General features: G+C 40.0%; 11 protein-coding genes. 7 read left to right on the plus strand and 4 right to left on the minus strand.

Annotation, left to right across the window (positions count from 1 at the left end; translation table 11 throughout):
* Nucleotides 1–206: 206 nt before the first annotated feature.
* Nucleotides 207–1,205, plus strand: coding sequence for a quinolinate synthase NadA (gene nadA / locus VJ786_RS00100; RefSeq protein WP_134775988.1), 999 nt, complete (start codon nt 207–209; stop codon nt 1,203–1,205).
* Nucleotides 1,206–1,207: 2 nt separating this feature from the next.
* Nucleotides 1,208–2,245 carry a thiamine-phosphate kinase gene (gene thiL, locus VJ786_RS00105; RefSeq protein ID WP_134775987.1) on the plus strand — a complete coding sequence of 346 codons (1,038 nt, stop codon included), beginning with the start codon at nt 1,208–1,210 and terminating at the stop codon, nt 2,243–2,245.
* 328 nt (nt 2,246–2,573) lie between these two features.
* Here the strand turns inward: thiL and VJ786_RS00110 are convergent, their stop codons facing one another.
* Complete coding sequence (locus tag VJ786_RS00110; protein WP_134775986.1) at nt 2,574–4,181, minus strand: acyl-CoA carboxylase subunit beta; 1,608 nt, start codon at nt 4,179–4,181, stop codon at nt 2,574–2,576.
* Nucleotides 4,182–4,315: 134 nt separating this feature from the next.
* Here VJ786_RS00110 and VJ786_RS00115 point away from each other — a divergent pair, with 134 nt between their 5' ends.
* The 3 genes from VJ786_RS00115 to VJ786_RS00125 are packed head-to-tail and all read left to right on the plus strand — an operon-like array spanning nt 4,316 to nt 7,044.
* A complete protein-coding gene (locus VJ786_RS00115) occupies nt 4,316–5,464 on the plus strand; it encodes an acyl-CoA dehydrogenase family protein (RefSeq protein WP_099367194.1) in 1,149 nt (382 codons plus the stop codon).
* Nucleotides 5,457–6,308, plus strand: coding sequence for a hydroxymethylglutaryl-CoA lyase-like TIM-barrel protein (locus VJ786_RS00120; RefSeq protein WP_134775985.1), 852 nt, complete (start codon nt 5,457–5,459; stop codon nt 6,306–6,308). The genes VJ786_RS00115 and VJ786_RS00120 overlap by 8 nt, the downstream gene beginning before the upstream one ends.
* The gene (locus VJ786_RS00125) at nt 6,298–7,044 is read left to right on the plus strand and encodes an enoyl-CoA hydratase/isomerase family protein (protein WP_134775984.1); all 747 of its coding nucleotides are present in this window, start codon (nt 6,298–6,300) and stop codon (nt 7,042–7,044) included. The genes VJ786_RS00120 and VJ786_RS00125 overlap by 11 nt, the downstream gene beginning before the upstream one ends.
* Here the strand turns inward: VJ786_RS00125 and VJ786_RS00130 are convergent.
* Nucleotides 7,041–7,790, minus strand: a complete 750-nt coding sequence (locus VJ786_RS00130) for a segregation and condensation protein A (RefSeq protein WP_134775983.1) — start codon at nt 7,788–7,790, stop codon at nt 7,041–7,043. The genes VJ786_RS00125 and VJ786_RS00130 overlap by 4 nt on opposite strands.
* A gap of 111 nt (nt 7,791–7,901) precedes the next feature.
* Here VJ786_RS00130 and dxs point away from each other — a divergent pair, with 111 nt between their 5' ends.
* On the plus strand, nt 7,902–9,830 hold the full coding sequence (gene dxs / locus VJ786_RS00135; protein WP_134775982.1) for a 1-deoxy-D-xylulose-5-phosphate synthase: 1,929 nt from the start codon (nt 7,902–7,904) through the stop codon (nt 9,828–9,830).
* A gap of 354 nt (nt 9,831–10,184) precedes the next feature.
* The gene (gene dnaA / locus VJ786_RS00140; RefSeq protein ID WP_099367199.1) at nt 10,185–11,612 is read left to right on the plus strand and encodes a chromosomal replication initiator protein DnaA; all 1,428 of its coding nucleotides are present in this window, start codon (nt 10,185–10,187) and stop codon (nt 11,610–11,612) included.
* A gap of 345 nt (nt 11,613–11,957) precedes the next feature.
* Here the strand turns inward: dnaA and VJ786_RS00145 are convergent, their stop codons facing one another.
* Both VJ786_RS00145 and VJ786_RS00150 read right to left on the minus strand, forming a co-directional pair.
* Complete coding sequence (locus VJ786_RS00145; RefSeq protein ID WP_134778356.1) at nt 11,958–12,416, minus strand: hypothetical protein; 459 nt, start codon at nt 12,414–12,416, stop codon at nt 11,958–11,960.
* Between the two features lie 508 nt (nt 12,417–12,924).
* The gene (locus VJ786_RS00150) at nt 12,925–13,305 is read right to left on the minus strand and encodes a DUF4890 domain-containing protein (protein WP_336556971.1); all 381 of its coding nucleotides are present in this window, start codon (nt 13,303–13,305) and stop codon (nt 12,925–12,927) included.
* Between the last annotated feature and the right edge of the window lie 48 nt (nt 13,306–13,353).

Raw genomic sequence — 13,353 nt, forward strand, 5'->3', positions numbered from 1 at the left:
TGAATAAATAGAGAATATCCATTAAATAAAATTAAAAATCCTAAAATTATCCCCATTATCCACATGCTAATAAACAACAAGATTCTTCTTTTAAAAAAAGAGTTATTAATTATTGAAAAAAAGGAATGTGGATTTCGTTTCATTTTCTTTGTTTACTTTTGTGTAATCGATCAATGAAATCACATTTGTCAATTAATCGAAACCAAATGAATAAAACTTTTGAATACGACTTGGAGGCGAAGGGCTATATTGATGTGGCGATAGACCCGACCATCGATCTGGTTGCAGAAATCAATAAGCTGAAGAAAGAGAAGAATGCCGTTATCCTAGCCCATTATTATCAGGAATCTGAGATTCAGGATCTTGCTGATTATATTGGCGACAGTTTGGGCTTATCGCAACAGGCTGCAAAGACGGATGCGGAGGTGATTGTATTTGCCGGTGTTCATTTCATGGCAGAAACAGCGAAGATACTTTCTCCAAGTAAGAAAGTATTGTTACCTGATCTAAAGGCAGGATGCTCTTTATCAGATAGTTGTCCGCCACATTTATTTGCAAAATTCAAAGAGAAATATCCGGATCACTTGGTGATCACCTATGTGAACTGTACGGCTGAACTGAAGGCTTTATCCGATATCGTTTGTACTTCCAGTAATGCGGTGCAGATTGTGGAAAGTTTACCGGAGGATCAGAAGATCATCTTTGGTCCTGACCGTAATCTAGGGGATTATGTGAAGAAGAAAACGGGTAGGGATCTAGTGCTTTGGAACGGTGCGTGTATGGTGCACGAGATCTTCTCGCAGGAAAGGATCGATGCCTTGCGCGCAGAATATCCAGATGCGAAGTTTATTGCACATCCAGAATGTGAGGAACACATCCTTGCACAGGCGGATTACATCGGTTCTACCTCAGGGATGTTGAAATTTACGATCGAGGATGCGGCAGATACCTTTATCGTCGCTACAGAATCAGGAATCCTACATCAGATGCAGAAGGCCTCTCCTTCTAAGACGTTCATTCCAGCGCCACCAAACAACATGTGTGCTTGTAATGATTGTCCGCATATGAAATTGAATACCCTGGAAAAATTATACAATTGCTTGTATTACGAGCAGCCAGAGATCATTCTTCCAGAGGATATCATCAAACGGGCTCAGCGACCTATTGAAAGGATGTTGGATATTTCTGCAAAATTGGGATTATAACTATGTTCGATAATATTGAAAAAACAAATCTGAATGAAATGGGTGAATTTGGTCTGATCGAGCATCTGACCAAGAATATTCAGCTCACCCAAAAAAGTACCATCAAGGGTGTAGGAGATGATGCCGCTGTATTGGATTTTTCCAATCAGAAGGTTTTGGTTTCTACGGATCTCTTGCTGGAGAATGTTCATTTTGATTTACGGTATGTCCCGCTTAAACATTTGGGATATAAGGCGATACAGGTTAACCTGAGTGATATTTATGCCATGAATGGTATGGCTTCACAGGTTACTTTTTCCATTGGATTATCCTCTAAGTTTCCTTTGGAAGCGGTGGAGGAAATTTATGAAGGTGCTTTGATCGCTTGCCAGAATTATAATGTGGATTTGATTGGTGGGGATACGTCTACTTCAGCGCAGGGATTGGTGATTTCGGTGACCAGTATGGGCTATGCAGAGGAAGCTAAGATTGCTTATCGTTCTGGAGCGAAAGAAGGAGATTTGGTATGTGTTTCTGGGGATCTTGGTGGAGCGTATGTTGGCCTGCAGTTATTGGAAAGAGAAAAGCAGATTTTCTTGGAAAATCCTGGTATACAGCCTGATCTGGAAGGAAAAGATTATATTATTGAAAGGCAGCTGAAGCCGGATGCCAGAAAGGATATTGTGCAGTTGTTGGCGGATCTGGAGATCCAGCCGCATGCGATGATCGATGTTTCGGATGGCTTGGCATCGGAAATCTTGCATATCTGTAAGGCTTCGAATGTTGGTTGTAAACTGTATGAGGAGAAGATTCCTATTGATCCGATGACCTATGAAACGGCAAGGGAATTTGGATTGGATCCTACGGTTTGTGCATTAAGTGGTGGTGAAGATTATGAGTTGTTGTTTACCATTTCTCAATCGGATTATGATAAGGTAAAAGGACAGCTGGATATTTCCGTGATTGGACATATTACGGAGGCATCAGCAGGATGCCAGATGATTTCTAAATCAGGGAATGTGCATGATATTACAGCTCAAGGCTGGAATGCTTTCAGTTAAAGATTATAGATGTTAGATTATAGATTATAGACCTTTCCCTGACTTTGCGATATCCCGTCATTGCGAGGAGGTACGACGAAGCAATCTTCCCGCATGTCATGGTGAGCGTAGTCGAACCATCTGTTGCTGTACAACCGTACAGATCCTTCGACTCCGCTCAGGATGACAAAGACAGCTCAGGATGACAAAGTCCAAAGATTGCTTCGTTCCTCGCAATGACGAAATAGTGGCAACGACGTAATAGTGGTAATGACGGACTAGTGGCAAGGACGAATGGTTCCCAAGGACCAGGTCTATCATCTAATATCTATCATCTATCATCTAAAAACTACACCTGTATCACCCCAACATTATATTTTCCCATGTCAGCATTATGACTAGCTGCTTCTATCCCCATAGAAATGATTTTCCGCGTCTCTGCGGGATCAATCACCCCATCAACCCATAATCTACTAGCCGCATAATACGGACTCAACTGCGCCTTGTATTTCGCTTCTATATCCGCCAATAACTTATTCTTATCCTCTTCCGAAAGGGTAACATTCTTTGATTTCAAGGCTGCTTCCTGGATCTGCAATAAAGTTTTTCCTGCAGATGCTCCACTCATTACCGCAATCTGCGCCGTTGGCCAAGCATAGATCAACCTTGGATCATAAGCTTTTCCACACATCGCATAATTTCCTGCTCCATAGCTATTCCCTACCATAAACGTAAATTTTGGAACTACCGAATTCGCCATCGCATTCACCATTTTAGCACCATCTTTAATGATACCGCCATGTTCCGATCTCGAACCCACCATAAAACCCGTTATATCCTGAAAGAATACCAAAGGAATCTTCTGCTGATTACAGTTCATGATAAACCGAGCTGCCTTATCCGCAGAATCCGAATAGATAACCCCTCCCATCTGCATTTCCGTTGCATTTCCTGGCTTCTTCGCCTTCACCACTTCCCGTTGATTGGCAACAATACCTACCGCCCAACCATCAACCCGTGCCAATGCACAGATCAACGTCTTTCCATAATCCTTTTTATATTCCTCAATACTTCCCTCATCCACAATAGCCTTCAATATTTCCAACATATTATAGGGCTTTAAGCGGTCTTCGGGTAAATATTGATAGATCTTTTCCACCGGATATTCCGGTGCCAAAGCTTCAGTTCTGGAAAACTTATACCTAGGTTCCTCTCCAAATTTATCCACGATATTCCGAATGGCATCCAAGCAGGATTCATCATCCGGATATTTATTATCTGTAACACCTGATATTTCAGAATGCGTAGATGCCCCACCCAATGTTTCATTATCGATTACCTCACCAATAGAAGATTTCACCAGGTAAGAACCCGCCAAAAACACCGAACCCGTACCTTCCACGATTAAGGCATAATCTGACATGATCGGAAGGTAGGCACCACCGGCAACACATGATCCCATGATTGCAGCAATCTGGGGAATCCCCATCGCTGAAATCTTGGCATTATTCCTGAAAATTCGTCCAAAATGTTCCTTATCTGGAAATATTTCATCCTGCATCGGTAGGTAAACCCCGGCAGAATCCACCAAATAAATGATGGGTAAATGATTTTCCATCGCAATTTCCTGCGCTCGGAGGTTCTTCTTACAGGTCATGGGAAACCATGCTCCAGCTTTTACGGTTGCATCATTAGAAACCACGATACATAATCTTCCTTTTACATAGCCCATCACGACGACAACACCTGCGTTCGGGCAGCCTCCATGTTCCAGGTATTGCCCATCTGCTGCGAAGCTTCCAATCTCTACATATGGGCTCTCATCGTCGATTAAATAGGCAATTCGCTCCCAAGCAGACATTTTTCCCTTTTCCTTTTGTTTTTGGATTTTATCTAATCCTCCACCTAAAACAAGGTCCTCGTGCTTCCTACGAAGTTCATCTAAAAGTTGTTGCATTTCGATTGAAATTATATAAAATATAAAGGTTTATAGCGTTAAATTATTTTAAATATCATAAAATATAATTTGTTTTTTATAATATTTGTAAAAAATAATTAGAACCCAAATATAAACTAAAATAAAATAATATTATGCATTACGTTGATTCTGACGAACAATTGTCAATGGTAAAGGAAAGTGCGCGTAATTTTGCGAACACCTACATTAAACCCCATGTGATGGAATGGGATGAGGCACAGATTTTCCCTAAAGATTTATTCAAAAAGCTTGGTGAGCATGGATTCATGGGTATTATTGTTCCTGAACAATATGGTGGTTCAGGCCTTAGTTACCAGGAGTACATCACGATTTTAGATGAAATATCTAAGGTTTGTGGATCGATCGGATTATCCGTTGCTGCCCATAATTCCCTTTGTACAAACCATATCTTAAGTTTTGCGAACGAAGAGCAGAAAAAGAAATATTTACCGAAGTTGGCTAGCGGAGAATGGCTAGGAGCTTGGGGATTAACAGAACCTGGATCTGGATCTGATGCAGGCGGTATGAATACCGTAGCGGTAGCTGATGGAGATTATTTCGTATTGAATGGCGATAAAACATTTATCACCCACGCTATATCAGGTGATGTGGCTGTGGTGATGGCGAGAACCGGTGAAAAAGGAGATAAAAAAGGAATTTCTGCTTTTATCGTTGAAAAAGGAACACCAGGTTTTTCTGCTGGAGCTAAAATGGATAAATTAGGCATGCGTGCTTCAGAAACCGGTAGTTTGTTCTTCGAAGATTGTCGTATACACAAAGATCAGTTGATCGGTGAGATTGGGGATGGTTTTGTACAGGCCTTGAAATTATTGGATGGAGGTCGTATTTCCATTGCTGCTTTATCCTTGGGTATTGCCCGTGGCGCCTACGAATGCGCGTTGAAATATGCCAATGAAAGAGAACAGTTCCAAACTAAGATTTTTGATTTTCAAGCGGTTGGTTTTAATTTAGCGGATATGGCGACCAAGATCAATGCTTCGGAATTATTGATCCGCCAGGCAGGTTATCTGAAAGATCATGGTAAAAAAGTAACAAAAGAAGGCGCTATGGCGAAACTTTTTGCTTCTGAAGTTGCTGTTGAAGTATCCAATGATGGTGTTCAGATATTGGGGGGATATGGTTTTACCAAGGATTTCCCGGCTGAGAAATATTTTAGGGATGCAAAATTATGTACCATTGGTGAAGGAACAAGTTCCATTCAGCGGATGGTGATTGCAAGAGAAATCAAGAAAGATGCTTAATCAATCCATTAGTTTGGTAGACTGTCCTCGAGATGCCATTCAAGGCATGAAGGTGCAGATTCCTACCTCAAAAAAGATAACATACATCAATAGCTTGTTGGAAAGCAAGCTATTTGATTGTATTGATTTTGGAAGTCTCGTATCTCCGAAAGCAGTACCTCAAATGGCGGATACCCAAGAAGTGTTGGAAGGATTGAACCCTTCTGACACGAAATTGTTGGCCATTATTGCAAACTATAAAGGAGCTGAAAGAGGCGTAGAATTGGGAAGGATAGATTATTTAGGCTATCCCTTTTCTATTTCTGAAACATTCCAAAGGAACAACACGAACAGTACGATAGCGCAGGCTTTTGATACTGTGAGAAGTATACAGGATTTATTGGCTTCCAAAGGGAACCAGGAGTTGGTGGTGTATATATCGATGGCTTTTGGTAATCCTTATCAAGATCATTGGGATACCGACCTGGTATTGGATTGGGTCAATAAGCTGAAGCATGCTGGAGTGAAGAATTTCTCCATTGCGGATACCACTGCTGAAGCCACACCAGAGGTAGTAAAAGATCTTTTCCTGAAGTTGAAACAAGAATTTCAAGAAATTCCATTCAGTGCACACCTACATTCTGCCATAGAAAATGCCTTGTTGAAGGTCAATGCGGCCTTTGATGCGGGATGCAGACGTTTTGAAGGGGCTATTTTGGGATATGGTGGATGTCCTTTTGCCAAGGATGACCTGGTAGGTAATATTCCGACGGAATTATTGATCGATCGTTTCCAGAAAGGTACCTTTGAGCAGGCAGCGAAATTGATGCAGGGATTCCAAGATTTGATAAACAATGAAGTATAATTTTATTTCCACAAAAGTTGAGGGCCATGTCTTTTACCTGACCTTGGATAGAGAGGCCAAACGCAATGCCTTTACGCCTACGATGGTCAATGAGTTGGCTTATGCGCTAGAAGAGGCAAAACAAAATCCGACGGTCAATTTATTGGTATTACAGGCTAAAGGACCTGTTTTCTGTGCTGGAATGGATCTGAAGACCTATCAGGACAGAAGCTTGGATCAATTGAATCCAGCTATTGAAAATAAAAATATATCCTTGGGTGAGGTTTTTGATCAATTCAACAAACCCTCCATTGCCATCTTGGATGGTGATGTGATCGCCGGAGGGTTTCTCTATATTTTGGGCTGTACCTATGTTTTTGCCAAAAAAGAAGTGCAATTCAAACTCCCAGAACTATCGTTTGGCATATTTCCTTTCCAGGTTATGGCCAGTCTATCACGGGTCATGTCCGAAAAAAAGATCATGCAGCTATGTCTTGACCCTAACGCTTTTGGAAGTGAAAAGGCGATGGAATTCGGCATATTGGATGGTATCAAATCCGATGAGGAAATACAGGAATTTATTGCATCATTTGCGCAGAAAAGTACCTTTGCGATGCAGGCTGGAGCCGATGCGCTAAAGGCGATCCGCGATATGGAAAGTGCGAAGCAATACGATTATCTGTTGTCCTGCCTAGAGCAATTGAAAGATCGGGAAGAAGTGAAGCAGCAGATCCAATCAGGAATCAAGAAACCTTAGGAGACGCGTTTTTCTATCCAGAAATTATTATAGCCCAATCCGATCTGAATATCCAATATCTTTTGTTGGAGCATTTCCAGAACCGCTAGGAAATTATAGACAAATTGAACTTTATTTTCAGAATTTGCTTTTAGGGCAGAAAAATCCATGGTATTGTTGATGTCAATGAGCTCAGCAATGGCTTTTTTCTGCTGTTCAATGGTATAAGGATATTTGATGACGGTATGTTTTACCTCTTGGATCTTGTGCGAATAGGTATACATCAGGCGTTCATAGACCAACATCAGTTTGTACAGGTCAAAGGAAGCCAGATCTTCTTCAATGGAACGAATGCCGGTATTGGCCAATTTAAGGTCGAAAGCCGTATTTCCCCGTTCATAAAGTTTCGTGCGATTCTCTTCCATGATTTTTAGCTCCTCACAGACTTCTTTGAACTGTTTATAGAGCAAAAGCTTCTGCACCAATTCCTTTTTAAGATCGATTTCATTCTCATTTTCATCGAGATCCGGTCTTGGAAGGAGCATTTTGGCCTTGATACGCATTAGGGTAGAAGCCACAAAAATAAATTCGGAAGCCAATTCAATGTTCAGGGACTGCATATGCTGGATATATTCCAGGAAATCGTCCGTAATTTTTGATATGGGGATTTCATGGATATCCAGTTCATCGCGTTCGATGAAGAATAACAACAGGTCGAAAGGACCTTCAAATTGTTCCAGTTTGATCTCGTAGTTTGTCGTATCCATGAATTGGCATCAAAATTAAGAAAACAAACAGGATTATAAAATTGTATATATATACCGTATGTTAATGGAATTAATTGTTACTTTGTAACTTATTTCGAAAATTTTCACGTTATGCAGGTAGAAGCAGGACCGCTATTACAGAAAATTCAATACCCTTCTGATCTTAGGCAGTTTAAAGAGTCTGATTTAGAAGAGGTTTGTAAAGAGTTAAGGCAATATATTATAGATATTGTATCCGTAAATGGCGGACATTTTGCGGCGAGTTTAGGTGTTGTGGAGTTGACCGTAGCATTGCATTATGCCCTAAATACGCCCTATGATCAGGTACTTTTTGACGTAGGCCACCAGGCTTATGGTCACAAAATATTAACCGGTAGAAGGGATAATTTTCATACCAACCGTATATTGGGTGGTCTCTCTGGTTTTCCGAAACGTAGCGAGAGTGAATACGATGCTTTTGGTGTTGGCCACTCTTCCACTTCCATTTCTGCTGCTTTAGGAATGGCGGTTGCTTCGGCGTATAAAGGAGAGACAGATCGCCAACATGTGGCCATCATTGGAGATGGTGCATTGACCGGCGGTATGGCCTTCGAAGCATTAAACCATGCCGGAATCGAAAAATCCAACCTGTTGGTTATTCTGAACGACAACTGCATGTCGATCGACCCCAATGTTGGGGCAATGAAGGAATACCTGACCAGTATTACCACTTCTAAGAGCTATAATCGTTTTCGGGACGATCTGGTAGCTGTATTAGCGAAGATCTCTAAGAACGGTCCAAATGCCTATGGTTGGGCGAAAAAGCTCGAGCTGAGCATCAAAGGCACCTTATTGAAGAACTCCAACCTGTTCGAATCATTAAATTTCAGGTATTTCGGTCCAGTTGATGGACATGATGTGAATAAATTGGTCAAAACCATTGAGGATTTGAAACATATCAATGGACCTAAACTTTTACACGTTGTTACGGTGAAAGGAAAGGGCTATGCCTTGGCTGAAAAAGATCAGACCAAGTGGCATGCACCAGGTCTATTCGATAAGATCACCGGTGAGATCAAGAAATCGGTTAGTGATAAGCCACAGCCACCAAAATATCAGGATGTTTTTGGACATACCTTGGTTGAATTGGCGGAGAAAAATGATAAGATCATGGGTATTACCCCAGCAATGCCTTCCGGTTCATCGATGAACATCATGATGAAGGCGATGCCGGAAAGGGCCTTTGATGTCGGTATTGCAGAACAACATGCCGTTACGTTCAGTGCGGGTCTTGCTGCCCAGGGCTTGGTACCTTTCTGTAATATCTATTCCTCCTTTATGCAGAGGGCATTTGATCAGGTGATCCATGATGTGGCCTTACAGAACCTGAATGTAATCTTCTGTTTGGATCGTGCCGGATTGGTAGGCGCTGATGGTCCAACCCATCATGGCGCTTATGACATTGCTTATATGCGTTGTATACCTAATATGGTAGTTTCTTCGCCGATGAATGAAGAAGAACTACGTAATTTAATGTACACTGCACAATTGCCGGATAAAGGACCATTTACCATCCGTTATCCTAGAGGTAATGGGGTGATGCCCGACTGGAAACTTCCTTTCAAAGAAATTGAAGTTGGTAAGGGCCGTAAAATATGCGATGGTGAGGAGATTGCTATCCTGAGTTTCGGAAGTATCGGAAATGAGGCCTGCAAAGCCATAGTAAGATTAAGAGAGGACGGTATACATCCTGCGCATTACGATATGCGTTTTGCCAAACCGTTGGACGAGGAATTATTGCACGAAGTATTCAAGAAATATAAAAAGGTGATTACGGTAGAGGACGGTTGTTTACCGGGCGGTATCGGATCGGCGATTCTGGAGTTCATGGTAGATCATCATTACCAGGCCGAAGTAGTACGTTTGGGTATCCCGGATGGTATTGTGGAGCATGGAGAGCAAGCCGAGCTATGGCAGATTTGTGGTTATGATGCCACAGGTATTGAATTGCAGGTTCGTAAAATGACAAAAGGAATAAAAACAGAAAGTTTGGTCGGATAATTGCTTAAGAATAAGCGGTTATTCAAAGAATTAGAAAATATAGGAAAGGGGTGCCATTGGTACCCCTTTTTTAAGTTAAAAGTTTTCCACAATCTAAATCTACAGCCTTAAATTTTCATCTATAATGTAAAAAATTTCTTATCGGAATTCAATATGTTAATAAAATAATTTTGCTTAACATTTTAAGGGGAAAATTGCTAAAAAATGCTTATAATTCATTGAATAACAGTGATATCTTGTTTTTTTGATTTTTTAATTTTTTAGCTCAAATTTTTTTGTCATATTCGTTGTAGGCAAAAGTTATAAACAAGATTTTTGTCAAATATTGGTTATCAAGTTATTAACAAAAACAGAATGGAAAAAACGTGTACAAGTGTTTGGGAAAATTGTCTTTCAGTCATAAAAGATAACATTCCAACGCAAAGTTTTAAAACATGGTTCGAGCCCGTTAAAGCTGTACGTCTTGAAGGAAACGTTTTAACTATTCAAGTACCAAGTTTGTTTTTCTACGAGTGGTTGGAAGAGCATTATGTTGGTATCCTCAGAAAAACAGTTAAAAAGTTCTTAGGAGAGCAAGGTCGTTTGGAGTATAATATTGTGGTGGAGAAATCTTCTGCCAACACACCTTATACCACGAACATGCCTTCTAATGGAAATGGTGCGGAAGGAAAGAAACAATCTATTCCAATCCCTGTAGCGATCAATAAGGATTTCAAGAATCCATTTGTATTCCCGGGGTTGAAGAAGATGCATGTGGATCCACAATTAAACCAAAACTATACATTTGATAATTTTATTGAAGGTGAGTGTAACCGTTTGGCGCGTTCTGCCGGTTTTGCGGTAGCAAACAAGCCTGGAGGTACTTCTTTCAACCCACTGATGGTCTATGGTGATGTAGGATTGGGAAAAACCCACCTGGCTCAGGCTATTGGTAATGAGATCAAACGTAATTTACCGGACAAATTGGTTATCTATGTATCTTGTGAGAAATTCTGTCAACAATTTGTGGATTCCCTGAAGAACAATACTATCAACGATTTTGTGAACTTCTATCAAGCGATGGATGTGATCATTATGGATGATGTGCACAATTTTGCAGGTAAGGAAAAGACACAGGATATTTTCTTCCATATATTCAATCACCTACACCAAACTGGAAAACAGATCATTTTAACATCAGATAAAGCACCTAAAGATCTATCCGGATTAGAGGAGCGTTTATTGAGCCGTTTTAAATGGGGATTATCCGCCGATATTCAGGTTCCAGATTTGGAGACCAGAATGGCGATCTTGAAAAAGAAAATGTATTCGGATGGTATTGAATTGCCGGAGAATGTGGTGGAATATGTGGCGAATCAGATTGATAATAGTGTAAGGGAATTGGAAGGTGCTATGGTTTCTTTACTGGCGCAATCTACATTGAATAAACGGGAGATTGATTTGAATCTTGCCAAATCAATGTTGAAGAACTTTGTGAAGAATACGCATAAGGAGATTTCTATGGAGTATATCCAGAAGTTGGTTTGTGAATATTTTGAGGTTCCTGTGGAAATGGTGAAATCGAAGGTAAGGAAGAGGGAGATTGTACAGGCAAGACAGATTTCCATGTACCTGGCGAAGAACCATACGAAATCATCCTTGAAGAGTATTGGTAATTTCTTTGGTGGAAGGGATCATTCTACGGTGATTTATGCTTGTCAGACGGTAGAGGATTTGATTGAGACGGATAAGAAATTTAAGACGTATGTTCAGGATATACAGAAGAAGCTGAAAGCTTCTTAGGTAAGAGAATAAAGACTTGAAAGTCCTTCAGTAATGAAGGACTTTTTTTTATACTACTACATTGGGAGGTGTATGCATCATTGGGAGCCTACGTCATCGCGAGCTTACGTCATTGCGAGGAACGAAGCAATCTTTCGATTAGTGTAAAGATTGCTTCGTCGTACCTCCTCGCAATGACGGACAAAGTTTCCCAATGACGGGGAAAGTTTCGAAAAGTCCCCCTATCACAAAAAACTCCTCCCTATCACGGAGAAAGGTCCTTCAAATTTGAAGGACCTTTCTTTATGAAACATGAATAATAGTCTATAAATTATCTATTTCTATAGTCAATCAGTCAAGAGGTTATTATTTTTGTTCTTGTTGTTGTTCTTGCTGTTCATTTTGTTCTTGTTGTTGCTCCTGACCTTGTTGCTCTTCCTTTTGTTCTTCTTTAGGTTGAACAACCGGTTCTTGCATTTTTTCTGATTTTTTCGCTGCACGTTCCTCTACAATCTTAGCATAAAGAGGTTTTTGCTCATCAGTCAACAATTCACTTACTTTTTTATCCATATCAGCTGTCAATGCAGCGATTTGGGTTTGCTTAGCATCTTCTGCTTGTGCAGTATCTGCTTTAATAGCTAATTTTGCTTTTTTGTGCTCCAATACAATGTTATAAACTGAAGCTTGTTGTTCTTCTGTCAATTTCAGGGTTGAAGTCCATTCAGTGACAGTTTGTTTTGCTTTTTCTTCAGGGTTTACATCCTGTGCAAAGGTCAGAGTTAATGAGAATAATACTGCGGATACTGCTAAAAATAACTTTTTCATGATTTAATTTTTTTGTTTAACGTCTAATTATTTACTCCGTTTTTGTACAATAATAACAGCCAAACCCACCACTTTATTGTTTATTTGTATCAGGTTTGTTACTTTTTAACATTTCTTAACAAGTAATATTTACGAACAATAGGATATAAATTAGCTAAAAAGCCCCTTTAATTACCTCTAAAGGCAATATTGTAGGATAAGTTTAAAAAACTGAAGACACAACAATTAATCTTATCGTTAATTATCCATTTTCTCCATGTACTGTCTAAGCTAGCACTTCAATATATGTTTGATTTAAGGTTAGAATCGTGCTTTAAGTAGGGATAAAGCATGGTTAAAGTAGTGTGGTAGTATGTCTAGCATACATTTTAGTTACTTTTAGGTTACTTTCAGTATGCTTTTACACCGAAGCCAACCATAAAAAATAGAATCCTATAGCAGCCCATTTAACCACAAAAAAAGCCTTCCAAATTTTGGAAGGCTTTTGCTGTTTATTTTATAGGTAGTTTTAGTTCTGTACTCTACGTTGTCTTTGTTCTGGGCGGTTTTTAGCCATTTCCTCATATTTAGTACGTTGTTCAGGAGTCAAAATGGCCTTGATTTTCTTTTGTTGATCCTCACGCATTGCCTTCCACTTTTCCATTTTTACTTCTCTGCTTTCTTTTTCATCTTTGAATAGCTCTTGCTGTTTTTTACCACTTGCCAAAAACCATTTATTTAAGGAATCTTTTAGAACAGTGGTAAGTTTTAATTCTTTATCCAGGCGTTCAACTTGTCTTTTGGCCATATCTTCCGGATTACGCATTCCTTCGCGTTGCGGACGATCCTGTGCTTGACTGAATGTTACGGCAGCACATAATAATGCAGCTGATAATATTAACTTTTTCATATGATATCAATTTTATTGTGCTATAAATTTGATAAAATATTTCCGTAA

It is taken from the genome of Sphingobacterium tenebrionis, from assembly GCF_037126265.1.
Lineage (GTDB): Bacteria > Bacteroidota > Bacteroidia > Sphingobacteriales > Sphingobacteriaceae > Sphingobacterium > Sphingobacterium tenebrionis.

What these genes read in the sequence shown, in the direction of transcription:
- nadA (WP_134775988.1), top strand. Translation starts at nt 207, where the DNA reads ATGAATAAAACTTTTGAATACGACTTGGAGGCGAAGGGCTATATTGAT.
- thiL (WP_134775987.1), top strand. Translation starts at nt 1,208, where the DNA reads ATGTTCGATAATATTGAAAAAACAAATCTGAATGAAATGGGTGAATTT.
- VJ786_RS00110 (WP_134775986.1), bottom strand. Translation starts at nt 4,181, where the DNA reads ATGCAACAACTTTTAGATGAACTTCGTAGGAAGCACGAGGACCTTGTT.
- VJ786_RS00115 (WP_099367194.1), top strand. Translation starts at nt 4,316, where the DNA reads ATGCATTACGTTGATTCTGACGAACAATTGTCAATGGTAAAGGAAAGT.
- VJ786_RS00120 (WP_134775985.1), top strand. Translation starts at nt 5,457, where the DNA reads ATGCTTAATCAATCCATTAGTTTGGTAGACTGTCCTCGAGATGCCATT.
- VJ786_RS00125 (WP_134775984.1), top strand. Translation starts at nt 6,298, where the DNA reads ATGAAGTATAATTTTATTTCCACAAAAGTTGAGGGCCATGTCTTTTAC.
- VJ786_RS00130 (WP_134775983.1), bottom strand. Translation starts at nt 7,790, where the DNA reads ATGGATACGACAAACTACGAGATCAAACTGGAACAATTTGAAGGTCCT.
- dxs (WP_134775982.1), top strand. Translation starts at nt 7,902, where the DNA reads ATGCAGGTAGAAGCAGGACCGCTATTACAGAAAATTCAATACCCTTCT.
- dnaA (WP_099367199.1), top strand. Translation starts at nt 10,185, where the DNA reads ATGGAAAAAACGTGTACAAGTGTTTGGGAAAATTGTCTTTCAGTCATA.
- VJ786_RS00145 (WP_134778356.1), bottom strand. Translation starts at nt 12,416, where the DNA reads ATGAAAAAGTTATTTTTAGCAGTATCCGCAGTATTATTCTCATTAACT.
- VJ786_RS00150 (WP_336556971.1), bottom strand. Translation starts at nt 13,305, where the DNA reads ATGAAAAAGTTAATATTATCAGCTGCATTATTATGTGCTGCCGTAACA.